Here is a 23,855-nt window from a genome sequence, read left to right on the forward strand (position 1 = left end):
GGTGATGATCGTGCAAGATGCAAAATTCCCCGCGAAACTGACCCCGAAACTGATGTTGGGATTGGTGGCTCTGCTATCACTGTCCAGCTGCGGTGGCATGGGCAAGGATACGATGTCGACCGGCTCGATCCCTGATGATTATCGCACCCGCCACCCGATTGTGGTGACCGATGTGGAGCATTCCCTTGATTTGCCGGTGGCCCAAGGATCAAGCCGCATGACAACCGGCATGGGCGACACGGTGACAGGCTTTGCACAAGACTATCGCAATGCATCGAGCGGCTATGTGCAGATCATGGTGCCGTATGGCTCGCCCAACAGTGCTGCCGCTTCCGCACTCGCCCGTCAGGTTCGCAGTCGGCTGATTGCCAAGGGTGTTCCATCTTCAAAAATTATTGAGCGTCCCTATCAGGCGCAATCCAGCGGTGATGCCGCACCCATTCGCCTGAGCTATACCGCCACCACAGCTGTGGCGGGGCCTTGCGGTCAATGGCCGGAAGATCTGGCCAATGACACATCGCAAAACAAGAGTTGGGAAAACTTTGGCTGTGCCACTCAAGCCAATCTGGCAGCCCAGCTTGCAAGCCCAACGGACTTGATCGCCCCGCGCGGCATGACCCCGATTGATGCAGACCGTCGAACAAAAGTCATTTCCGATTATCGCAACGGTCGAATCAACTAACAGCGGGATCGGTCAACGTCATGAACTCCATTCAATATGATATCCAATCCGTGACGCAAAACGGCGATGAGCATCGGGCTGATCCGTCAAAAGCCGGTGATCTGGACAAGCTGCGGCCTTTGCCACGCATTTCCGTTCATGCCTTCTGCCTCTCGGAGAGTGTGTTGGCAGTGATGGAGGAATGCGGGCGCGACCGGCGTATGGCCAAGGTGAGCATGCGGGTGACCAGCGGTGGCATTTCGGCAGCCATCAACATGTTTTCGGGCGCGCCAACGCCCAACCTGATTATTCTGGAAACACAGGCGCAGGCGGGAGCGCTTTTGGCGGAACTGGCCCCGCTTGCCGAGGTGTGCGATCCCTCCACCCGCGTGATTGTCATTGGCCATTTCAACGACATCGCTCTTTATCGCGAACTGATGCGCAACGGCGTGTCAGACTATATTGTGGCACCCGTGAGCATGTCGGACGTCGTTGGCGCGCTCTCAACCATCTTCATTGATCCCGATGCCGAACCCCTGGGCCGTAGCATTGCTTTCATAGGGGCCAAAGGCGGCGTCGGCTCGTCGACAATTGCCCATAACGTTGCCTTCATGGTCGCCTCGCTGTTTTCATCCGAGACCATTCTGGCCGATCTGGATCTGGCCTATGGCACGGCCAATATCGATTTTGATCAAGACCCTGCGCAGGGCATTGCCGAAGCGGTGTTTGCGCCTGAGCGGCTGGATGAGACATTTCTTGATCGGTTGTTGACCGATTGCGCCAAAAACCTGTCCTTGCTGGCGGCCCCATCCTTGCTTGATCGTGCTTACGATTTTGAACGGGGTGCCTTTTTGCCGGTGCTGGAAACCTTGCAGCGCAGCGCGCCCATTGCCATTCTGGATGTGCCACACACTTGGAATGACTGGACACGCGCGCTTCTGGCCGAAGTGGACGAGATTGTTTTGACCTGCGCGCCCGACCTTGCCAATTTGCGCAACACCAAAAACATGCTGGATGCCCTGAAAAAAATCAGGCCCAATGACAGGCCGCCGCATCTGATTTTCAATCAGGTCGGCATGCCCAAACGCCCGGAGATTTCGCCCGCCGACTTCTTTGAGCCGCTGGACATCAAGCCCGCCGCCATCATTCCGTTTGATGTGCAGCTGTTTGGCAATGCTGCCAACAGCGGCCGCATGATTGCCGAGGTTGATGCGAAATGCCCAACAGCAGAAACCTTTTCGCAGATTGCCCATCTCGTCACCGGGCGCACCAGTGCCAAGAAAGCCAAAAAAGCAGGCATTAGCCGGGTGCTGGAACGCCTTGCTCGAAAATAACCACAGGCGATACGCCGCAAACGCGAGCCTTTGATCAGGGTTCGGTTCAACTGGAAGACATGACATGTTCGGTAAACGTGGAAATGACGGTTTTGGAAAGGGCAATACGGTGCAGACGCCGCCTGCCCCCATGCCACCATCGCCCAGTCAGTCGAGCCTGATCGAGCCATCCTCCGCAGCCCCGCGCCCGGCACCGCAGCCGCAGCCAGCTCCTGTGGCTCCGACACGAAAGCGGCAGATCCGCACCGATGATTATTACGACACCAAGAGCCAGGTCTTTGCCGCCCTGATCGACACCATTGATCTGTCACAACTGGCGAAATTGGATGTTGAAAGTGCGCGCGAGGAAATTCGCGACATTGTCAACGACATCATCAGCATCAAAAATTTTGCCATGTCGATCTCCGAGCAGGAAGAGCTGCTGGAGGACATTTGCAATGACGTGTTGGGGTACGGCCCGCTTGAACCCCTGCTGGCGCGCGACGATATTTCCGACATCATGGTCAATGGCGCAGGCCAGACCTTTATCGAAGTGGGCGGCAAGACCATTGATTCCGAAATCCGGTTTCGTGACAATGCCCAGCTGATGTCGATCTGCCAGCGCATTGTCAGCCAGGTGGGACGGCGTGTGGATGAATCCAGCCCGATCTGCGATGCCCGCCTGCCCGATGGTTCGCGCGTCAACGTCATCGCGCCGCCGCTGTCCATTGATGGACCGGCGCTGACCATTCGTAAATTCAAAAAGGACAAGCTCAATCTCGATCAATTGGTCAAGTTTGGGGCCATCACGCCTGAAGGGGCGCAGATTTTGCAAATCATTGGCCGGGTGCGGTGCAATGTCGTCATTTCCGGCGGCACGGGTTCGGGCAAAACCACGCTTTTGAACTGCCTGACCCGCTATATTGATGTGGACGAGCGCATCATTACCTGCGAAGACACAGCCGAATTGCAATTGCAACAGCCGCATGTGGTGCGTTTGGAAACCCGCCCGCCCAATATTGAAGGCGAAGGCGAGATCACCATGCGCGATCTGGTGAAAAACTGCCTGCGTATGCGACCAGAACGGATTATTGTGGGCGAAGTGCGTGGACCGGAAGTGTTTGACCTGTTGCAGGCCATGAATACCGGCCATGATGGATCGATGGGCACCATCCACTCCAACACCCCGCGTGAATGCCTCAGCCGTATGGAATCGATGATTGCCATGGGTGGCTATTCGCTGCCAGCGAAAACCGTGCGGGAAATCATTTCGGGCTCGATTGACGTGATCATTCAGGCCGCCCGCCTGCGCGATGGTTCTCGTCGCATCACCCAGATTACCGAGGTGATTGGCATGGAAGGCGATGTGATCATCACGCAGGATTTGATGCGCTATGAGATTGAAGGCGAAGATCTGGCCGGAAAGATCATTGGCCGCCACATGTCTACCGGCGTTGGCAAACCGCATTTTTGGGAGCGGGCACGCTATTTCAATGAAGACCGACGCCTAGCCGCTGCGCTGGACGCCATGGAACAGAAATCCGGCGCGCTATAAGGACCAGACAAATGACCCTCAATGTGCTTGCGATTGTTGTTCTGGCGGCCATTGCGGCAGGTTCGCTGGCCTATGTGCTGATGTTCTCAAAGGTCGAGGCCGACAAAAAGGCGGCAAGCCGGCTGGCGCGCGTGAAAAATGCCGAATCAGACACCATCAAGGCACGCAGTGCGCGGGACCGGGTACAGGAACTGTCGAAGCGGCGAAAATCCGTGCAGGACACGTTGAAAGAACTCGAGCGCAAGCAGGCGGAAAACACCAAAAAAATTGCCAATCAACCGCTGAAACAACGTTTGCCGCAGACAGGCTTCGCTTTGAGCCTCACCCATTTCATCATTGCCAGCACCACGCTGGGCCTGGTGTTTTTCTGCATCGGTCTCATTATGGGTATGAGCCTGCTGCTGGCGGCTTGCGTTGGCTTTGTCGCAGGCGTCGGCCTGCCGCGCTGGATTGTCAACTTCATGATCAAGCGGCGACAGGGAAAATTCCTGATCGAGTTTCCCAATGCCCTGGATGTGATGGTGCGCGCCATCAAATCCGGCCTGCCGCTGAATGACGCGCTGCGCATGATTGCAACTGACGCGCAAGAGCCGGTGAAGGCGGAATTTCGCAAAGTGGTGGATTCGCAGCAGCTCGGCATTTCGGTGCCGGAAGCCTGCGCCCGCATGTTTTCCGCCATGCCGCTCCAGGAGGTGAATTTTTTCTCGATCGTCATCACCATTCAGGCGCAGGCGGGTGGCAATCTTTCCGAAGCGCTGGCCAATCTATCCAAGGTTCTGCGTGAGCGGCGCAAGATGCGCGCAAAAGTCAGCGCGCTCTCCATGGAGGCCAAGGCGTCGGCGGTGATCATCGGTTCCTTGCCCTTTATTGTTACGCTTTTGGTCTACATCACCTCGCCTGAGTATATCGGGATTTTGTTTACCGATCCGCGTGGCCATCTGATTTTGGGTCTGTCAGGCATATGGATGTCGATTGGCATTTTCATCATGCGCCAAATGATCAATTTTGACATCTGAGGAAAAGCCATGACAGATGATCTTGCCTCACGTCTGACCAATCCATCCCTGCTGATCGCGCTTTTGGTGGCGGTTGCGGTTTTTGCCACCCTTTACACCATTGTTGTGCCGCTGTTTGAACGCAACGACCTCAACAAACGGATGAAAGCGGTCTCCACCGAGCGTGACCAGATTCGCGCGCGCGAGCGTGCCCGCATGAATTCTGAAACCGGCCGCGGAACGTTGCGCAACACCGATAGCAGTTCTGCCAGCAAGATTGTCGAGCGCTTTAATCTGCGCAAAGCCCTGGTGGACGAGAACACCGTTGGCCGGTTGAAAACCGCGGGCCTGCGCTCTACCAATGCGCTCAACACATTTCTCGCCGCCCGTTTCGTGCTGCCCTTTGTGTTTCTAACCCTTGCCAGCATCTGGATTTTTGCCTTCCACAATCTTCATGAGCGGCCTTTTGCCGTTCGCCTTCTGGCCGCGATTGTGGCGGGCTATATCGGCTTTTACCTGCCCAACATCTATGTTTCCAATCGCATTTCCAAACGCCAGCTTTCCATTCGCCGCGCCTGGCCCGATGCGCTTGATCTGATGCTGATCTGCGTCGAATCCGGTATGTCGATTGAAGCGGCCATGCGCCGGGTGGCCGATGAGATGGCGACCCAATCGCCTGATCTGGCGGAAGAAATGGTGCTGACCACGGCCGAGCTGTCGTTTTTGCAAGACCGGCGTCTGGCCTATGAAAATCTGGGCAACCGCACCCAATTGGAAACGGTTAAATCCGTCTGTCAGGCTCTGGTTCAGGCCGAACGCTATGGCACGCCCATTGGGCAGGCCTTGCGCGTGCTGGCCCAGGAAAGCCGGGATGAACGGATGAATGCGGCCGAAAAAAAAGCCGCCGCCCTGCCCCCCAAGCTGACCGTGCCGATGATTCTCTTTTTCCTGCCGGTGCTGATTGCTGTCATTTTGGGACCAGCTGGCATGCGGGTGTCGGATCGTTTCTAATCCGGTCTCGCCTCTGCCTCTTGCAGGTTTTGAAAAAACTGTGAACGCACCACCCTTTTGTCGGTCGCAATCTGATCTTATATAGGAGACAGAAACCCGAACTCTTCGGGAAGGAGATTACCATGCAAAGCGCACCAGCCTCTTTTGTCGCAAGCCTGCTGCTGGCCGCTTCCACGCTGGCGACACCCGCATTTGCCGAGCCCATCAAGAAACCAAGCGCAAACAAAATGCCGACCATGCAAAGCTGGACCTTGCCCACTGAGCGCTACAAAGACTTGCCCGGTGTCAAATCTCAGGCCGAAATTGATCGGCAAAATCTCCAACCCAGCTACAATTGCACAACGGAAACCGTGTTGATGCAGGGCCGTGGCACCCGCGATTTTCATTTTCTCGGCTCCGGCATGCCGCGCACGGTTTACCACTGCACCACCGGTAATAGCGATGACGGCACCGGTGTGTCTTACACCGGCACGCAGCCGCCCAATAATGGTGCGTGGATACCGGGCATCAACCCGCGTGATGTGGGTGAATAAGAAGCTGTGCCGTTTTTAACTCTCGCTTTCGCCAGAGACCACTTCAGCCTTGCCCAGCAAAAGCGAGTGATAGCGATTGAGGCGCTCGAAATGCGCATTCATGGCGCGGGCGATCTGGGTCGAATTTTTCACCGATAGAAAATGGCTGACAATCTGCGCGTAATGATTGGCTTGGCGCGGCAGGCGCTGTTCTGGCTGCTTGCGCTCCAAAATCTCCTCGTCACTCAGCACCTGCACCACTTGGGTTGGCGCAGGCAACCGCTCAAGCGGCTCCGTGCGCGGTGGCAAGGCACCGTTGACCAATTGAGAGCTTGGGTCGAAATGGTGAAAAAGCCCAGCCTCCAGAGCGTTGATCTCGGCCCTGTCCGTCACCGGATAGGCCCAGACATAGGCTATTTCCCACACATCAATCTGCCGGTTGGCGATAATATCGGAACGCGCCGAGGTCAGGTGACGGGCCACGCGGGCGCGAATACCATCCTTGGATTGGCCGACATAAAGGGGCACATTGTCGAGATCGGCCAGAATGTAGACGCCAATATCATTGATCAGCGAGGCAACCGCCCGTTTTCGAAAGTTGAAATCAACGGCCAAACCGCACAACCTCTTGGCTGTTCATGGGCGATTTGGCGTTCTTTGCCACATCATGGGCAACACCATGGGCCACATCATGCGCTACGAGTGGTTCAAACAGATAGTGGGCAAGGAAGCGCACAACCGGCACAGCCACTCCGTCGCCCGTCAGGTGATAGGCCTCATTATAACGACGCGGCAGCCGGTAGCTCTCGTCCAACCCCATAAGGCGGGCGGTTTCGCGGGCGGAGATCAGCCGCGAGCGAACCCGCTCATTCTCGACCACCAGAAGTGTCTGGCGCGATGAGCCGCCATTGGGCGTGCGCAAACAGCCCGAAATATCATCAAAACGCACCTCGGCCCGCACAATGCGGCCAGCCGCTTCGGGGCGCGTGCGTTTGTAAACGCCGCCCACCATGCGCCGCCCTGCCCGTTTGGCGGCCTCCACCTTGGCCAGATTGACCGGAGACATGCTGGCCAGCAATTTCAAAGTTTGCTCAGGCGTATGCCAGACAACATCGGCAGGATTTTCTTCAAGAATATCGCAAAAGGCTGTGGTGCGCAGCGCCGGAGACGGAACATTCCACCATAACCAATCGTCGGCCACCCTCTTGCCAAGCCGCTGGTGGGCATTGCGCAAACTGCGGGTGTGAAACGGCAAAGTCGGCTCCGGCGACAATAAGGAAGGATCAATCGGCAGATCCTTGCGCACCCCAATCAAAAACAGCCTTGGTCGCGACTGTGGCAAAAACAACGCGGCGTCCACCACCAGCGCACCATAACGATAGCCCGCTTGCGAAAATGTCTCGCAAATTGCCTTGAAATCCTCGCCCTTATGGGAGGTCAGCGCCCCGCAGACATTTTCCAAAGCAATCACCTTTGGACCACGCCCGTCGGCATTCAGACCCGTCATCAAATCCCAAAACGGATAGAATGTGCTTGAGCGCGCCCCGCGCAGGCCAGCACCCACACCCGCCAAAGACAAATCCTGACAGGGAAACGAGCCCCAGGCCAAATCAACTGCCCCCGGCAGATGATCGACATGCAACGCTCTGATGTCACAAACATTCAGTTCGCCACCCGTGCCCCAGTTGTCTTGATAGGTCAGTGCCTTTTTGCCGTCGACATCATTGGCAAACGCACAATGCCATGCTGGCCCAAGGCCCGCCCGCGCCATGCCGCCGCCTGCAAAAAACTCATAGAACGAAAACGGCTGTCGCATTGCATTCCTTCGAGCCTGATCTGTGCCCCGATCGATGATGTGACACATGACACGAATTAGTTTCTGATTTGTTCTCATTCTAGCATGTTTTTCGAGAGGGCAGCAACTGCACAAGCAGGACATTAGGGCTTGAGAACACAGAATTCGGGGGAGAGCGCTGCCGAGGACGAAACGCAGATTTCAGACAACAAAAAAGCCCGGTAAAACCGGGCTTTTTTTGGTAGACTATAGTTTGGCATTCTTAAATCAAGCCATTGACTTGATTAAGGAATTGGTGCCCAGAAGAGGACTCGAACCTCCACACCCTTGCGAGTACCAGCACCTGAAGCTGGCGCGTCTACCAATTCCGCCATCTGGGCGTTGGAGAGGGATTTAGTCGGCTAGACGGTCCCTGTCAACACGGTTTTTGAACTTTTCATGTCAGGCTGTGTATTTTTTTGGTGGTCGCAAAAATGCACATGGAGGATGAGAAATCAACATTTGCACAGGCCGTTGAATTTCATTGAGAAATAACTGATTTCATTGACAGAAAGAAAAATACTGACAAGCCGAAACGCGAGCACTAATATATTCTTCGCATCGACCATGGCACCCATCACATGAAGACAAAAGGCTATAGCAGGCTGCGCGGCTCCAGAATCACGCGCAATGCTATTGCATAGCGTCATGCCAAACGGCGACGTCATAACCACGATCCGGATCTCACGGATTCTTCGAGGAGGCACTGAATGTCTTTTTTCCGCAAGGCTCTGGCCGGTATTGCGATGATGGTTGCTGCTGGCTTACCGCAGACAGCGTCATTCGCCATGCCTTTTGCGGCGGCACCTATCGACAAGAGCACACCGCTTGTTCAAGACGTTCGCTACGTCTGCGACAATTATGGTTGCTATGATCGACCCGATTTCGGCCGCCCGCCGCCACCGCCGCCAGGGTATTACCCCCCTGGCCCACCCCCTGCTTATGGCAGGCCGCCACCACCACCGCCGGGCTATTATCGCCCAGGCCCGCCGCCCGGCCCACCACCCGGTTATGGTAGACCGCCGCCACCACCGCCTGGATTTTACCGACCAGGTCCGCCGCCCGGCTATGGCCGACCACCGCCACCGCGCAATGGCTGGGGCGCGCATGTCCGTTGGTGCCTGAACAACCACAGAGCCTACGACCCGGACAGCAACCGGTATCTGGATCGTGATGGACGTTACCGGATTTGCCGCTCACCCTTCCGGTAAACCCAACAACAATCAGGGCGAGGCCTATGCTTCGCCCTTTTGTGTTTCAACCGACACACGATCAACATGCCCAAGATCACGCTCGGGATCGATTACATCGCGCACCCGCTGCTTCAGCTCTTTTGGCCCCGGAAAGCCGCCATCACGCTTGCGCTCCCAAACCAGCGCACCATTGACCCGCACCTCAAAATGACCACCGGTTCCGGGAATAAGCCCAACTTCGCCCAAGTCATCGCCAAAGGTCTGCAGCAATTCCTGCGCCATCCAGCCCGCCCGCAGCAACCAATTGCATTGGGTGCAATAGAGAATGGTGATTTTTGGTTTTTCGGTCATGGATCGGATCCCGCCCCTTCATTCTCAATTTATAATAAAGTGCAATTGAATTTTCCCGCAATGCCCTGTAATTTTATGTCGCCAAGAGCAAGAGGGGGAAAATCATGTACAAGTTTGAAGTCTACAAGGATAAAGCTGGCGAGTTTCGTTTTCGTTTCAAGGCTTCCAATGGCGAAGCGATGTTTGGCTCGGAAGGCTACAAAGCCAAAGCGTCAGCTTTAAGTGCCATTGCTTCTATTCAAAAGAATGCGCCGGGTGCAACGATTGAGGACACGACCACTGCCGGGTCATGAAACACCACGCTCCAAGCTTCTTTGTTTTCGTTTGTCTGATCAGAAAACCGGTTTCGACTTTTCCTGACAAACTCTAAATAGATAGGTTGGAGCCATCGCCAATCCGCTTATAGAAAATCGAGGTGTCGCAAAAGCGACCATCGGGAAACAGAGCATAGTCCGGCACAATACCAGCCTTGGTCCAACCGAGCTTGTGATAAATGGTCTCCGCCACTTCACCGGTGGCGGTGTCCAACACCAACAGGCTTTTTCTTAAGGCCGCCGCCTGCTGTTCGGCCTTCTCCATCAACAGACGCGAGAGGCCCAAGCCTCTGGCTGTGCGATGGACCAGAAGTTTTTTGATGTCGGCGCGATGGGGTTGGTTCGGCGGAAGATTTAATCCGAGCTGCACGGTGCCCATGATCCGGCCGCCGTGCTCTGCGCCAAGCAAAACCACGTCGCCAGCATTCACAGCCGTCACAACGCCGCGCCAATAGGCTTCGGCATCAGCAACCTCAAACGGCAGCATAAATCCAACCGATGCGCCACCATTGACGCAATCACACAGAATGTCACTCAAATCTGCAAGCGCCTCTTTTGCCTGATCTACACCAAGGATACGGATTGTGGTCATAGAATTTCCTCAAAAAGCCGAGCGACCCAGATCAATGATAACCGCATAGCGGGCTATATTCTGGGTCGGGTTGCGAAAGGCGTGGACATCGCCGATGTTCATATGCAGGCAATCGCCAGCATCCAGCACATGCACCGCATCACCGACGGTGAGTTCCATGCGACCTTCAAACAGCCAGACATGCTGCCATTGATTGCGGCTACTCGGTTGGGATGCGAAATGCACAACGGCACCTGGCGGAAATTCCACCTCAACCACGTCTATGGATGATCCTGTGCCGGGGGGGGAGACCGAGCGCCGACGATAGCCGGTTTCCGGGTCTTTCCACACGGGTTGCTGCGCAAAGCGGGCGAGCGGAGAGCTATCCTCAGTGTGCGCAAAAAATACTGACAAAGACTGCCCCAGCGCCGAGCAAAGCCGCGCAAGGAGGGCCGCCGTTGGGCTGGCCTGCGCACGCTCGATGCGTGAAATCATGGCGCGGCTGACGCCCGATTGCTCGGCCAATTGGTCGAGCGTGAGGCCTTTTGCCATGCGCAGTGCCTTGAGACGCTCCGCTATGCTATTGTCAAAATCATTGCTATAATTTTCCATTATGGTAGAAAATCATGATCATTTAATGGAGTCAACCGTATTTATGGTCATCCTCGCTCAAGGAAAATGATGTTTCATCAACAAGCCTCTTGCATGTCGCCCAACTCCCGGCCTTTTTCCCGTGCCAAGAGAGTGTGTGATTCGTGCGCGGTGTTGATTTGCCGACGCCCAGACCCAAGGAGACAAACGTGATCGAAATCAGAAAACCGCAAATAGAAGAGATGCGGCCGAAGATTACCGTGATCGGCGTTGGCGGCGGCGGTGGCAATGCCGTCAACAACATGATCACCGAGGGCTTGCAGGGGGTGGACTTTATTGCCGCCAACACTGATGCCCAGGCACTGGCCATGTCCAAGGCCCCTCGCCTTATTCAGCTGGGTGCTGAAATGACCCAAGGCCTTGGTGCAGGCTCTATTCCAGAAACCGGCCGCATGGCCGCCGAAGAAACCCTGCATGAGGTGATGGATCATCTCGCAGGCACCCATATGTGTTTTGTCACCGCCGGCATGGGCGGCGGCACGGGCACGGGGGCCGCTCCTGTGATTGCCCGCGCTGCGCGCGATGCAGGCATTCTCACGGTTGGCGTGGTCACCAAGCCCTTCAGCTTTGAAGGCCGCCGCCGGATGATGGCTGCCGAAGAAGGCATCGAGCGCCTGCGCGAAGCCACCGACACCGTCATCGTCATTCCGAATCAGAACCTGTTTCGCATTGCCGATGCCAAGACCACCTTTGCCGACGCCTTTGTGATTGCCGACCGCGTTCTGTTCTCGGGCGTATCCTGCATCACCGACCTGATCGTCAAGGAAGGCTTGATCAACCTCGACTTCGCTGACGTGAAATCCGTCATGAAGGGCATGGGCCGGGCCATGATGGGCACGGGCGAAGCCACCGGCGATGGCCGCGCCATCAAGGCGGCCGAAGCGGCGATTGCCAATCCTTTGCTCGACGAAGTCTCGATGCGGGGTGCCAAGGGCGTATTGATCTCGATCTCTGGCGGCATGGATATGACGCTGTTTGAAGTGGATGAAGCCGCAACCCGCATCCGCGATGAAGTCTATGATGAGGCCGACATCGTGGTCGGCGCGATCTTTGACAAGGAACTGGACGGCACCTTCCGCGTGTCTGTGGTTGCCACCGGCCTTGGCGATGATGGATACCCGCAGCCACAGGGCTAAAAGCCCGCTGTGCGGTCAAAAACACCAGCCAAAAGCCCCGCATTTCCATTTTGAGAGCTGCGGGGCATAATTACTTTTCTCTTTTCGCATTTTCAGACGGAAAACCGCTTCACACTTTTCCTTGAAATGCTCTATATGCGAACCCTATGAGCACAGATAACCGCACCCCTCTCGACCATATCCGCAACTTCTCGATCGTGGCCCATATTGACCACGGCAAATCGACGCTGGCCGATCGCCTGATCCAATCGACCGGAGGATTGGCAGAGCGCGATATGTCGGAGCAAGTGCTCGACAGCATGGACATCGAGCGTGAGCGCGGCATTACCATCAAGGCCCAGACGGTGCGTTTGCACTATCAGGCAAACGATGGCGAAACCTATGTGCTGAACCTGATCGACACCCCCGGCCACGTGGACTTTGCCTATGAAGTGTCGCGCTCGCTGTCGGCTTGCGAAGGCTCGCTGCTGGTGGTGGATGCTTCTCAAGGTGTGGAAGCGCAGACACTGGCCAACGTCTATCAGGCCATCGACAACAACCACGAGATCGTCACTGTTCTCAACAAGATCGACCTGCCCGCCGCCGAGCCAGACCGCATCAAGGAACAGATCGAGGAAGTCATTGGCATTGATGCATCCGAAGCGGTGCTGATTTCGGCCAAGACCGGCCTTGGCATTCCCTATGTGCTGGAAGCCATTGTCAAACACCTGCCCGCCCCCAAAAGCGAATTTGGCGACAAAGGCCCCTTAAAAGCGCTGTTGGTCGATAGCTGGTACGACACCTATCTTGGCGTTATGGTTCTGGTGCGCGTGATTGATGGTGTTCTGGCCAAGGGCCAGACCATCCGCATGATGGGCACAGATGCCAAATATCACGTCGAGCGCGTTGGTGTTCTGACCCCGAAAATGCTGGCAGTGGACAGCCTTGGTCCGGGCGAAATCGGCTTTTTCACCGGCTCGATCAAGGAAGTGGCCGACACCCGCGTCGGTGACACCATCACCGAAGACAAGCGCCCAACAGCCACCATGCTGCCCGGCTTCAAGCCTGCGCAGCCGGTGGTGTTCTGCGGCCTCTTCCCAGTCGATGCCGCTGATTTTGAAGATCTGCGCTCGGCCATGGGCAAGCTGCGTCTCAACGATGCGTCTTTCTCGTTTGAGATGGAAAGCTCGGCAGCCTTGGGCTTCGGCTTCCGCTGCGGCTTCTTGGGTCTTTTGCATCTGGAAATCATTCAGGAGCGGCTGGAGCGTGAATTCGATCTCGATCTGATCGCCACGGCCCCGTCTGTTGTCTACAAGATGTTCATGACTGATGGCACGGAGAAGGAGCTGCACAATCCAGCTGACATGCCGGATGTGGTGAAAATCTCCGAAATCCACGAGCCATGGATCAAGGCAACAATTCTGACCCCGGATGACTATCTCGGTGGTATTTTGAAGCTGTGTCAGGACCGCCGCGGCATTCAGACCGAGCTGACCTATGTTGGCAAGCGCGCCATGCTGACCTATGAGCTGCCGCTCAACGAAGTGGTGTTCGATTTCTACGACCGTTTGAAGTCGATTTCCAAGGGCTATGCCTCGTTCGACTACCATCTGGATGGTCATCGCGAAGGCAATCTGGTGAAGATGTCGATCCTTGTGAACGGCGAGCCGGTGGATGCCCTCTCCATGATGGTTCACCGCATGGCCGCTGAAAAGCGTGGCCGCGACATGTGCGAAAAGCTCAAGGATCTGATCCCCAAGCACATGTTCAAAATCCCGATTCAGGCCGCCATTGGCAGCAATGTCATTGCCCGCGAAACCATCTCTGCCCTGCGCAAGGACGTGACCGCCAAGTGCTACGGCGGCGACGCCAGCCGTAAACGCAAGCTGCTGGACAAGCAGAAGGCCGGTAAAAAGCGGATGCGCCAGTTCGGCAAGGTCGAAATCCCGCAGGAAGCCTTTATTGCCGCCCTGAAGATGAGCGACGAATAAGCGCCGCGCATTGAAACAAAAGACGAATATAAAAAAGGGGCGGTGGTAAACCGCCCCTTTTTCGTGATGATCGCTCGACAATCCAATAGCATCAGCTCTTTGTTGAACCGGCTGCGGTTCAGGGCATTCTGCCCGTGTCAGAACTCCTGCCAATTGTCGGCGGCCGCGGCCGTTGCTCCGCCGCCAAGACCGACAGCACCGGCCACTTTGGCAATCATGCGCCGGGCCGCTGACGGTACCGGTTTGTGATCTGGGCTTGCGGCTTCAGGCCTGCCCGCCGTTGGCCGATGACCCGATGAAACGGCAGTGGAGGCTCCAAGGCGGAACTCGGAAATAATGTCGCGCAACCGCTTCACTTCACCGGCCAAAGTGGCACTGGCCGCCGTTGATTCTTCCACCATTGCCGCATTTTGCTGGGTGACCTGATCCATCTGGTTGACGGCTGTGTTCACTTCCGCCAGACCAACGGACTGCTCTCTGGCCGATGTGGCAATGGCATCAAGCTGGTTGTTGATGATAACCACCTGCTCCTCAATTTGCTTCAGAGCTTCGCCCGTCTCCTGCACAAGTTTCACCCCGGCGCTGACCTCTTCACCAGAATTGCGGATGAGGCCTTTGATCTCTTTTGCGGCTTGCGCAGACCGCTGAGCGAGTTCACGGACCTCTTGGGCCACCACAGCAAAACCCTTGCCGGCTTCGCCTGCGCGGGCTGCTTCAACGCCTGCATTCAAAGCCAGAAGGTTGGTCTGGAAGGCAATCTCATCGATGACGCCAATGATATTGGAGATCTGGTTTGACGACTGCTCAATGCGCTGCATGGCCGTCACGGCATTGGAAACGACCTCGCCCGAACGCCGTGCCGATTTATTGGCCTCTATGGCGATATGGCGGGCTTCCTCTGTGCGCTTCGACGAGTTGGACACATTGGTGGTGATCTGGTCCAGAGCAGCGGCTGTTTCTTCCAGCGAGGCAGCCTGTTGTTCGGTGCGCTTTGAGAGATCCTCGGCGCTCTGGCTGATTTCGCGGGCACCGCCATCAATCGAGCCCGTGGCATCGGCAACGGCACGCATGCTCTCAGAAAGCTGGCTCACAGTCGCGTTGAAATCGGACCGCAGGGCCTCGAAATCAGACGCAAACGGTTGGCTGAGCCGGAAGGTGAGATCACCTTTCGAGAGATATTTCAGCCCTTCGGCGAGACCCGATGTTGCCTGCGCCATTTCTTCGGCGCGTTGACGGTCGGCCTGTGCGACACGCGCACGCTCGGCTTCGCTCAAACTGCGGGTCTTCTCGGCTTCCTGTTCCAATGCGCGGGCACGCAATCCGTTATCTTTGAACACTTGCACGGCCTGGGCCATCTTGCCCACTTCGTCGCGGCGGTCAGCACCTTCAACAGCAACAGAAAGATCACCATCGGCCAGCACTTTCATGGCTTCAGCCATGGACTGAATTGGTCTTACAAGCCAAGAGCGGATCGCAACAAAACCAAGCAACAATACCGCCAGGAGGCCAATGACGACAGCACCCAGCGTGGTCCACACGGTGCTGCTTGAGATAGCCGAAAGCGAATCGCTCTCTTTTGATGCCGCGTCGACAATCTCATTGGTCAGGGTGGTGAACTTGGGTGAGATGGTCGCGAAAGCGGGCTGGCATTGTTTTAAAAACAGCTGTTGCGATGCGTTAACATCCTGGTCATTGGTGGCCGCCCGCCCGGCCGCAACGGTTGCACCGCAAGCGTCCTGCAGAATTTTAAGACCTTCGGCCTTTATGTCGGCTACTTCACGCCGAGCCGGAAGTGCTGCGACCACCCTATCCATATAGCGCGTGAAATTGTCGGTCGAGGATTTCAGCTCTTTTTCAGCATTGGCATTCAACTCCGGCGAGCGCGACATCAGCAAATCGCCGATAGAGGCGCGTGCCGCTTGCAGACTGCGGTTTGATCGCGCCAGATACAATGCCGCCGTTGATTCCTCATCAAGCAGTGCACTGTAGCTGCTATCAATATTGGCGATCTGCTTGGCAGAATAGAGCGACATTCCCAGGGAAAAAATCCCGAAGCACGCCATAATGATGAGAAATTTTCCAATGATAGATATGTGCTTCACATAACGCTCCTGCGCAAAGATGACGTTTCCTCGAGGCCTGCCCCTTGCTCATCATTGTCGGGCAACCCAATAAAAGCGGCCGCTGTCATACCGTGTACTTTGCCGGTCTTTGCGAGAAATCCCGGTGTCAGAATAGGTACTGGTTCGGTCGCTCACCAACGAGAGATGGCATAATGCCGCGCTTCAACGTCAGATTAGATATTTATAATGTTCTTTCATTTCAAAGTGCTTAACAAAATCGTCGTACCCCGAATATCACTGGAGAATTTTCCTCGCCAGCAAAGCGATTTCATGAAAAAATCATGAAACAATGAAAGAAACGAACACATACTGAACATACCGTCAGTCAAGCGTGAGCCGATGAAGGCAATTCCCAAAATGTTGAGGTTTTTTTAATCAATCGCAACTGAACGTTGCTTTCATGGAGAGAATAAACATCTAAAAATTCCATGGATTTTTTTGTATCGACATAGATGGAATAGATTTTTTATAGACCATCACCGATTTTAAATAGAATATTCTTCGAAGAGCATGTATGCTGTATCAATTCATCACAATTTATCGGATCATGATATATTTCAGAATGAACTGGGCGCGTTATAATGCAGAACATCACAGTCGAGGACGTTGATCGGCAAGTCAGCCGAGGATTTCCATTGATGCGATTTTCCCCAAAGATTGAGCGCGCTTATCTGGTGGATTATGCTGCAAGCCGCATGAAACTGGTGCTTGGCTGGGCTGTGGTCGGCACAATTGTCTACAATCTTATGCTGTTTGGTGACGCGGCATTGGCGGGCGATGTTTTTAAACAATTGCTCTTTGTTCGCGTCTGCGTTTTTACACCGCTGGTCGTTGTTGGCCTTTTCTTCCTTCATCGTCATCCGACGGCGTTGTGCTACGACCTGCTGGCCATTGGTGTGGGGGTTTTTTCGACGCTTTTGCCGATGACCACTGTAATATTCAGCCACAGCCACGATTTATATGCTTACCAGAACGCCAATACCGCAGCCTTCCTGTTTTTCATCATTGTGTTGCGCCCACGCTTTTTCATCGGTGTTATCGGGCTGGTGCTCCTGTCGGCCATCCACCTCATCACGATGAAGCTCACCGGCGCATTTACGTCCGGCGTCTATCTCAGCATTGCCTCGCTTGTCCTGAGCACAGCGGTTTTCTTGGGGGCTGGTGCCTATTATCTTGAGCATACCGACCGGATGAACTTTCTCCATCGGCTGAAAAGCTCACTTCTGCACCAGCAATTGATCCTCAAATCAGAGCAGGATGGCCTGACAGGCCTGCTCAATCGGCATAGCCTGTCGCGAATTAGCGCCGATTTGTGGTCCAGTGACCCGCCATCCACCGTCTGCGCCATCCTGCTGGATATCGACCATTTCAAAACCTTTAATGACCTTCATGGTCATATTCACGGCGATGAATGCCTGCGCAAGGTCAGTCAATCGATTTCCGAGATGATCGGCCATGATGGTCACGTGTTCCGCTTTGGCGGAGAAGAAATTCTGGTGCTGATCGATAATGCCGACGAGGCGGCAGGGCTGGAAATTGCAGAAGTCATCCGCGCTGCCATTGAGGCGCTGCGCATTCCCCACAGCGGACTTGGTCAGGACGAGGTGGTCACGGCAAGTCTTGGTGTCGCCACAGTCACAACGCAGAGCAACACCCTGGAAGATCTGCTGAAAAAAGCAGACACAGCCCTCTATCATGCCAAGAGAAGTGGCCGCAATCGCGCTTTCAAGGCCCATGACCTTGCCAGCAGCACAAAGCAGGAGGCCGCCAGCCGCCTCCCAGCCTCCTTCGCCTGAGCTATTGCGTCATTCTTGAGAGCATCGGCCGAAAAGTGGGAACCGGTTTTCGGATAAATCCGATGCGTAAACAAAAACTGAGAGCATCGCGCCGATTCAAATTTTCTGCACGATGCAGTTGTGCGCTCCCTGTCCGCTTATTCCCAGTGAACTTTGGCGCCCAGGGCCGTGAGCTTTTCCACGAAATGCGGATAGGCACGGCGCAGCGGATCGGCATTTTGAATGCGGGTGACACCCTTGACCTGCACAGCCGCCACCAGAAGCGCCACAACAACGCGAATGATATAGGGTGCCTCGACCACCGCCGGACGCAGCTGGTTGTTACCAAACACCACAAGGCGGTGCGGATCGGACAGATGCACACGCGCGCCAAATTTCAACAGTTCGCCCGTCCAGCCCAAAGCGCCTTCATAGACCTTGTTCCAGAACATGATGTCGCCTTCGCAGCCCACCGCGACACCGATGGCTTGGGGCAAAAGGTCAGCCGGAAAATACGGCCAAGGTGCCGCCTCGATCTTGGGCAGCAGCTCTGTCGTGAACGGTTCGGTGATCTTGCGTGTCCAGCCGGTCACCGTGATGGCGTCGGGCTCGACCTCAAACTCCAGACCCAGCTTGCTGAACTGACGCAAGATCAGCTCCATATGCTCGCCAATGCCCGATTCCACCCGCAAGCGCCCGCCGGTGACGCCGCCAATTGCCAAAAATGTCGCAACCTCATGGTGATCATCCGGCACGCGGGCCGTTGTTCCGCAAAGGCGCTCCACCCCTGTCACCGTCAGGCGCGATGTGCCGATACCGTCAATCTTGGCACCCATGGCCACCAGCATCTCGCACAGCGCCTGCACATGCGGCTCGGAGGCCGCATTGTTGAGCACCGAGACGCCTTCTGCCACGCTGGCCATCATGATGAAGGTTTCTGTTGCGGTCACAGAGGCGTAATCCGCCCAGATTTTTGCAGCCGTCACCGGCCCGACCGCCTCCATATGGCAGGGATGGCGCGCCGTCATGCGGCAGCCGAAACGCTGCAAGATTTCCAGATGCGGATCAATTTCACGCACACCCAAGGCACAGCCTTTGGCCTCGGTGTCAAAATGCAGATTGCCGCTGCGCACCATGGCCGGAGCCAGCAACAACACGGCGGCACGAATACCAAAAGGCAACTCGGCCTCGTTGGTAATAAAAGCTTGGAAATCATGCTGAATGGTCAGCGTCTGCGCAGCACGATCCCGGTGGAAGCGCGAGCCCTTGCTCTCGAAATAGGCCAGCAATTTATCGATGTCGCTGATGTCGGGCACGTTTTCCAACGTCACCTCATCTTCACTCAGCAAGGTGGCGCAGAGCATCGGCAGCACGGCATTCTTGTTGCCAGACGGCCGCACAGTACCACTGACGGGATAACCGCCTTCAACCACAAGATTAGCCATCCCGGCTCCATTCATTTGTTATGATTTCTCAACATTTACCGTTCATCGCAGGAAAGAGACGAAACGATGGCAGAAACACTTACTCTTGCCCGGCAGCACTGACCTCTTCAAACCGAGCCTGGAATTCATGGCGCAATTCGCGCCGGTTGATGGCAGCCTTCTCGCGCCGCTGCTTGACGGTGGTTTGCGGATTGAGCGAAGGCACGGCTGTTGGCTTGCCGTGCGCATCCACGGCCACCATGGTAAAATAACAGGAATTGGTATGACGGCGCTCGCCGGTGCGAATTTCTTCTGCCTCCACCCGAATGCCCACTTCCATCGAGGTACGGCCCGCGTAATTGACGGATGCGCGAAAGGTGACCAATTCGCCCACATGGATCGGCTGGCGAAAAACCACCTGATCCACCGAGAGTGTCACGGCATATTGCTGGGAAAACCGCGAGGCGCAGGAATAGGCCACGCGATCCAGAAGGTTCAACAGCGCGCCGCCATGCACCTTGCCGGAAAAATTCGCCATATCTGGCGTCATCAGCACAACCATTTCAAGCTCACTGGGATCGTGGGCGCGGTCCATGACTTCATCCTTTCGCAACTGCGATATCATTGCATCCTGCGAAAAGGGATACTGCATAAGTCCTGAAATCGAAATCAATTTCAGGACTTATGCAGCAGATATAAAGAGCGGCGGAAACGGTGAAAAAAAGCCCGCGTCTCAAACCTGCCAGCCCGATAAGGCCGCAAGGCCCTGTTGCATCAAGCTTTCCGCAGCCGTCTGATCCGATGCCTCCACATAGCAGCGCATCTCGGGCGCATTACCCGATGGGCGAAAGTGAATGACCCGGTCATCGCCCAAGGTGACCCGAAGGCCATCAATATCACTTTTGGCTTTGACCGTGCCAATGGAGCCAAGAAAAGCGCTGAGGTTATCGTCTGAGGCGCGCAGATGCGCCATCAACGTGCTGCTGCGATCTTGCGCGAAATTCTCGATGCGATCTGACAGCGCGACCGGCAGAGCATAGCGTGTGACCAGAGCAGACAAAGGCATTTTGCTGCTGGCAGCGGCAAAAAGTGCTGCCAGAATGGGCAACATGCAATCGCGTGTCGGCAGGGCCGCAAGCACTGTGCCGTTGACCGAAAAATCCGAGGCCAGCATCACCCCGCCATTGGCTTCAAAGCCCATGACATTGCTTTTGCCCGCATGCAAAGCTTCACTCATAGCGGCGATGACATAGGGGGAGCCCACGCGTGTGCGTGCCACATCGACACCGCTGACGGTCTCGATCCCCGAGTTTGACGTGACGGGCGTTGCAATGACCTCTGCCTGCAAAAACTGAGCTGTGATCAGCCCCAGCAGATCGCCGCGCAGCGGTGCGCCATGCTCATCGGCCACCAAAGGCCGGTCGGCATCGCCATCGGTCGAGACAATGGCGTCAAGGCCGAATTCCTTGGACCACACGCTCATTTTTTCGCAAGTTTCGTTGGACACCGCCTCGGTATCCACGGGAATGAAGATCTCGGAGCGGCCCAGCGGCAAAACCCGCGCGCCATAGCCTTCCAGCATGGTCACCAGCATATCGCGACCCACGCTGCTGTGCTGATAGACACCGACTTTCAAACCCGCCAAGGCATCATCTGGCAGCAGGCGGGCATTGCGCTCAACAAACAGGCTTGCGGCGCGAGCGCTGTCGTCTTCAGCCGTGCCATGCTCCACGCGGTTGGCGGATGCGTCATCGCTCAGAGCCGTGGCAAGCTCGGTAATCGCAATCTCGTCAGCCTTGTCGATTTCGCCATCCGGGCGGTAAAATTTGATGCCATTGCGATCGGCTGGAATGTGCGAGCCGGTGATCATCAAAGAGGCGGCACCAATACTCATGCCATAGAGCGCAAGGGCCGGTGTGGGCAAGGCACCGCAATCCACCGGGGTTAGGCCAGCGCGCGTGAGAGCTGCCATGCAATTGGCCGCAATCTTTGGGCTGGAGGGGCGAAAATCCTGCCCGATCAAGACCCGCGCGCCCGGACGCACATAGCCTTTGGCCAACAGCATATGCGCAAAAGCCGTTGCATGCAGCGCCGACACACTGCCGACAAGCTCGGTTGACAAACCGCGCAGGCCACTCGTTCCGAATTTTGCGCTCATACGGTCAGTCTCCTTCTCTGTGCAACGGGTATATCGACGGAGAAAGGCGGCGTCAAAGTGCCGAAGACGCGGGCAAAGACATTTTACGTCTCGACAGCGCTTTGCCCCTCATCAAGCTCACAACGGACGCTTTACATCTGCGTGTTGTTTCACTGTCAATCAGCGCTGATTGAAGGAAACATGCCGCGAAGATCGGAAATTCTATAAGGGGAGATAAAATGGAAAAGAGCTCGACGCGGGAGGAGGATGCGTCGAGCTCTTGAACTTGATCGGCAATTGGGAGGAGGAGGAGTATTGCCGATCCCAACAAAGCGACACTGGGAGGAGGAGTGCGTCGCTTCGATGATTTGAATATAGCGCATTTTTTCGCTTTGAATATTCCCGATACCGCAACGCAGCAATGCAAAATTCGCATAACTCACATCCATAAGAAGCAATGAGCATCATGATTTCGCCCCGAAAAACAGGGGTTCAGCGCCTCAAATTGAGAAAATTGCCCCAACATTGGCTAGAATTTCGGCAAATTTGATCTGATTTCATGCATATCGGCCATAAAATAATAGAAAACACCCAAAAACAGTGAATGGCCGATGAGCGTGGCTTTCGATAGGTTGCCCATCGAAATAAAGGCATTTGGGGTGGAGATCGATTGGTACGGCACCTGCGCAATATATGGCGAGCGGTGCTGTAAACGGGAGGTGAGGATTGATGAAGGATAACCGCGCGCCCAATATACTGCTGATCACCGCAGATCAGTGGCGCGGAGACTGTCTCTCTGCCGTGGGACATGCGGTGGTTCGCACACCTCATATCGACGCTTTGGCCAAAGATGGCACCTTGTTTCGCCAGCATTTCGCCAATGCGGCTCCCTGCTCACCAGCGCGTGCTTCAATCTATACCGGTCTTTATCAGATGAACCACCGCGTTTGCCGCAATGGCTCACCACTGGATGCCCGGTTTGACACGCTGGCGCTGGCTGCGCGGCGCGCAGGCTATGATCCGACATTGTTCGGCTACACCGATGTTTCGCTGGATCCCAGATCGCTGGATCCTGCCGATCCGCATCTGAGCAGTTATGAAGGCGTGTTGCCAGGCTTCACTGTCGGGCAATTGCTGCTGGAAGACGACCGGCAATGGCTGAGCTGGCTGAAAACCCGCCGGGGTGGCGACAGACCCACCCGCGACATTCACAAACCCTCGTGCTGGCCAGCAGACCCACTCGCCACAACACCCAGCCGTGAGCCTCCCGCCTATAGCGCAGAGGAAACCCAGACCGCCTTTTTGACTGACGCTTTTCTCAGCTGGCGCGAGGAGCAAAGCCGACCATGGTTTGCGCATATCTCCTTCCTGCGCCCGCATCCACCATTCTGCGTGCCTGAGCCCTATAACCGGATGTTTGATCTGCAGGGTGCTAAAAAACTTATGCGCCATGCAACGGTGGAAGAGGAAATGGCCGTGCATCCGCTGGCCGCGCTGTTTTTGCGCCAGCTGCCCCAATCGTCCTTCGTCTATGGCGCACAAGGCCGCGTGTGCGATTGGAGTTTGGACGACATCGACACCATACGTGCGATTTATTACGGCATGATCGCCGAGGTTGATGCTCAGTTTGGCCGCATCACGGATACGCTGAAACAGAAGGGCGATTGGGACAACACCATCATTGTGTTTACCTCCGACCACGCCGAGATGATGGGCGATCACTGGATGATGGGCAAAGGTGGCGCTTATGATGGCAGCTATCATATTCCTCTGGTGATCAGGGACCCGGCCCATGCAGACAGGGCGGGGCGTGTGGTGGAAGATTTCACCTCCTCCGCCGATCTCATGCCGACGCTGCTGGAGCGGATGAAGATCACACCCAGAAACCATCAGGATGGCGCATCGCTTCTGCCATTTTTGGCAGGCGAACACCCAAAGGGCTGGCGCGATCACGCCTTTTGGGAGTTTGATTTTCGCGATGTTGTCACCAATGCGTCAGAGGAGGCGCTGGGCCTGAAATCCAACCAGTGCAATCTGGCTGTCGTGCGCGATCATCAGTTCAAATATGTGCATTTTGCCGGTCTGCCGCCGCTGCTGTTTGATTTGCAAGCGGACCCGGGCGAGATGAACAATCTGGCCGATGACCCCACCCATCTTGCCACCCGGCTTTACTATGCCGAAAAGCTTCTGGCGCTCCGGGCAGAGCATCTCGACCAGACTTTGGCCTACACGGAGCTTCGCGAGAATGGCCCCATCAGCAAGCCGCGTCTGTCGATTTAGAAAACGGGTATCTCCGCGCGCCTGTTTCCAGTATAGCGGGCGTCACGAT

At 55.8% G+C, this 23,855-nt stretch carries 22 protein-coding genes and 1 tRNA gene; 13 read left to right on the forward strand and 10 right to left on the reverse strand.

Annotated elements, in window-relative coordinates; all coding sequences use genetic code 11:
• Nucleotides 1-4: 4 nt before the first annotated feature.
• The 6 genes from BJF95_RS09455 to BJF95_RS09480 all read left to right on the forward strand — a co-directional run bounded on the left by BJF95_RS09455 (nt 5) and on the right by BJF95_RS09480 (nt 6,068).
• Entirely contained in the window at nt 5-682 is a 678-nt protein-coding gene (locus tag BJF95_RS09455; RefSeq protein WP_075639190.1) for a CpaD family pilus assembly protein, read from the forward strand.
• Nucleotides 683-702: 20 nt separating this feature from the next.
• Entirely contained in the window at nt 703-1,995 is a 1,293-nt protein-coding gene (locus BJF95_RS09460) for a CtpF protein (RefSeq protein WP_075639191.1), read from the forward strand.
• Nucleotides 1,996-2,059: 64 nt separating this feature from the next.
• Complete coding sequence (locus tag BJF95_RS09465) at nt 2,060-3,529, forward strand: TadA family conjugal transfer-associated ATPase (RefSeq protein WP_075639192.1); 1,470 nt, start codon at nt 2,060-2,062, stop codon at nt 3,527-3,529.
• 11 nt (nt 3,530-3,540) lie between these two features.
• The gene (locus BJF95_RS09470; RefSeq protein WP_075639193.1) at nt 3,541-4,545 is read left to right on the forward strand and encodes a type II secretion system F family protein; all 1,005 of its coding nucleotides are present in this window, start codon (nt 3,541-3,543) and stop codon (nt 4,543-4,545) included.
• 9 nt (nt 4,546-4,554) lie between these two features.
• Nucleotides 4,555-5,535, forward strand: coding sequence for a type II secretion system F family protein (locus tag BJF95_RS09475; protein ID WP_075639194.1), 981 nt, complete (start codon nt 4,555-4,557; stop codon nt 5,533-5,535).
• 122 nt (nt 5,536-5,657) lie between these two features.
• Complete coding sequence (locus tag BJF95_RS09480; protein ID WP_075639195.1) at nt 5,658-6,068, forward strand: hypothetical protein; 411 nt, start codon at nt 5,658-5,660, stop codon at nt 6,066-6,068.
• 15 nt (nt 6,069-6,083) lie between these two features.
• On the opposite strand, the gene BJF95_RS09485 is transcribed toward BJF95_RS09480, so the two are convergent.
• From BJF95_RS09485 to BJF95_RS09495, 3 genes are all read right to left on the reverse strand, one after another.
• Nucleotides 6,084-6,662 carry a GIY-YIG nuclease family protein gene (locus tag BJF95_RS09485; RefSeq protein WP_075639196.1) on the reverse strand — a complete coding sequence of 193 codons (579 nt, stop codon included), beginning with the start codon at nt 6,660-6,662 and terminating at the stop codon, nt 6,084-6,086.
• On the reverse strand, nt 6,652-7,863 hold the full coding sequence (locus BJF95_RS09490) for a DNA cytosine methyltransferase (protein WP_075639371.1): 1,212 nt from the start codon (nt 7,861-7,863) through the stop codon (nt 6,652-6,654). The genes BJF95_RS09485 and BJF95_RS09490 overlap by 11 nt, the downstream gene beginning before the upstream one ends.
• A 272-nt stretch (nt 7,864-8,135) precedes the next feature.
• Nucleotides 8,136-8,222, reverse strand: a tRNA-Leu gene (locus BJF95_RS09495).
• 520 nt (nt 8,223-8,742) lie between these two features.
• Between BJF95_RS09495 and BJF95_RS24355 the strand changes: the two genes are divergently transcribed.
• The gene (locus BJF95_RS24355; RefSeq protein WP_245297278.1) at nt 8,743-9,006 is read left to right on the forward strand and encodes a hypothetical protein; all 264 of its coding nucleotides are present in this window, start codon (nt 8,743-8,745) and stop codon (nt 9,004-9,006) included.
• The gene (locus tag BJF95_RS24635; protein WP_425348687.1) at nt 9,003-9,092 is read left to right on the forward strand and encodes a hypothetical protein; all 90 of its coding nucleotides are present in this window, start codon (nt 9,003-9,005) and stop codon (nt 9,090-9,092) included. Before BJF95_RS24355 ends, BJF95_RS24635 begins: the two co-directional genes overlap by 4 nt.
• Nucleotides 9,093-9,116: 24 nt before the next feature.
• Here the strand turns inward: BJF95_RS24635 and BJF95_RS09510 are convergent, their stop codons facing one another.
• The gene (locus BJF95_RS09510) at nt 9,117-9,425 is read right to left on the reverse strand and encodes an Rdx family protein (RefSeq protein ID WP_075639199.1); all 309 of its coding nucleotides are present in this window, start codon (nt 9,423-9,425) and stop codon (nt 9,117-9,119) included.
• Between the two features lie 104 nt (nt 9,426-9,529).
• On the opposite strand from BJF95_RS09510, the gene BJF95_RS09515 reads away from it, so the two are divergent.
• Entirely contained in the window at nt 9,530-9,718 is a 189-nt protein-coding gene (locus BJF95_RS09515) for a YegP family protein (RefSeq protein ID WP_075639200.1), read from the forward strand.
• A 73-nt stretch (nt 9,719-9,791) separates the two neighbouring features.
• Here the strand turns inward: BJF95_RS09515 and BJF95_RS09520 are convergent, their stop codons facing one another.
• Complete coding sequence (locus tag BJF95_RS09520) at nt 9,792-10,331, reverse strand: GNAT family N-acetyltransferase (RefSeq protein ID WP_075639201.1); 540 nt, start codon at nt 10,329-10,331, stop codon at nt 9,792-9,794.
• A 9-nt stretch (nt 10,332-10,340) separates the two neighbouring features.
• Nucleotides 10,341-10,922 (reverse strand): helix-turn-helix domain-containing protein, encoded by a 582-nt coding sequence (locus tag BJF95_RS09525; protein WP_075639202.1) that lies wholly within the window; start codon nt 10,920-10,922, stop codon nt 10,341-10,343.
• 188 nt (nt 10,923-11,110) lie between these two features.
• Here BJF95_RS09525 and ftsZ point away from each other — a divergent pair, with 188 nt between their 5' ends.
• Both ftsZ and lepA read left to right on the forward strand, forming a co-directional pair.
• Nucleotides 11,111-12,097, forward strand: coding sequence for a cell division protein FtsZ (gene ftsZ / locus BJF95_RS09530; RefSeq protein WP_075639372.1), 987 nt, complete (start codon nt 11,111-11,113; stop codon nt 12,095-12,097).
• Nucleotides 12,098-12,243: 146 nt separating this feature from the next.
• Nucleotides 12,244-14,067, forward strand: a complete 1,824-nt coding sequence (gene lepA / locus BJF95_RS09535) for a translation elongation factor 4 (protein WP_075639203.1) — start codon at nt 12,244-12,246, stop codon at nt 14,065-14,067.
• Nucleotides 14,068-14,204: 137 nt separating this feature from the next.
• Here lepA and BJF95_RS09540 read toward each other — a convergent pair whose 3' ends face one another.
• Nucleotides 14,205-16,169, reverse strand: coding sequence for a methyl-accepting chemotaxis protein (locus BJF95_RS09540; RefSeq protein WP_075639204.1), 1,965 nt, complete (start codon nt 16,167-16,169; stop codon nt 14,205-14,207).
• Nucleotides 16,170-16,828: 659 nt separating this feature from the next.
• Between BJF95_RS09540 and BJF95_RS09545 the strand changes: the two genes are divergently transcribed.
• The gene (locus BJF95_RS09545; RefSeq protein ID WP_245297279.1) at nt 16,829-17,986 is read left to right on the forward strand and encodes a GGDEF domain-containing protein; all 1,158 of its coding nucleotides are present in this window, start codon (nt 16,829-16,831) and stop codon (nt 17,984-17,986) included.
• Between the two features lie 137 nt (nt 17,987-18,123).
• Here BJF95_RS09545 and BJF95_RS09550 read toward each other — a convergent pair whose 3' ends face one another.
• From BJF95_RS09550 to BJF95_RS09560, 3 genes are all read right to left on the reverse strand, one after another.
• The gene (locus tag BJF95_RS09550; RefSeq protein ID WP_075639373.1) at nt 18,124-19,410 is read right to left on the reverse strand and encodes a UDP-N-acetylglucosamine 1-carboxyvinyltransferase; all 1,287 of its coding nucleotides are present in this window, start codon (nt 19,408-19,410) and stop codon (nt 18,124-18,126) included.
• A 79-nt stretch (nt 19,411-19,489) separates the two neighbouring features.
• On the reverse strand, nt 19,490-19,984 hold the full coding sequence (locus BJF95_RS09555; protein WP_075639374.1) for an acyl-CoA thioesterase: 495 nt from the start codon (nt 19,982-19,984) through the stop codon (nt 19,490-19,492).
• A 138-nt stretch (nt 19,985-20,122) separates the two neighbouring features.
• Entirely contained in the window at nt 20,123-21,547 is a 1,425-nt protein-coding gene (locus tag BJF95_RS09560; protein WP_075639206.1) for a phosphomannomutase, read from the reverse strand.
• Nucleotides 21,548-22,255: 708 nt separating this feature from the next.
• On the opposite strand from BJF95_RS09560, the gene BJF95_RS09565 reads away from it, so the two are divergent.
• Nucleotides 22,256-23,806: an alkaline phosphatase family protein gene (locus BJF95_RS09565; RefSeq protein ID WP_075639207.1), complete on the forward strand. Its 1,551-nt coding sequence runs from the start codon at nt 22,256-22,258 to the stop codon at nt 23,804-23,806.
• The last annotated feature ends 49 nt before the right edge of the window (nt 23,807-23,855 follow it).

The organism is Rhizobium oryziradicis (assembly GCF_001939045.1).
GTDB lineage: Bacteria > Pseudomonadota > Alphaproteobacteria > Rhizobiales > Rhizobiaceae > Allorhizobium > Allorhizobium oryziradicis.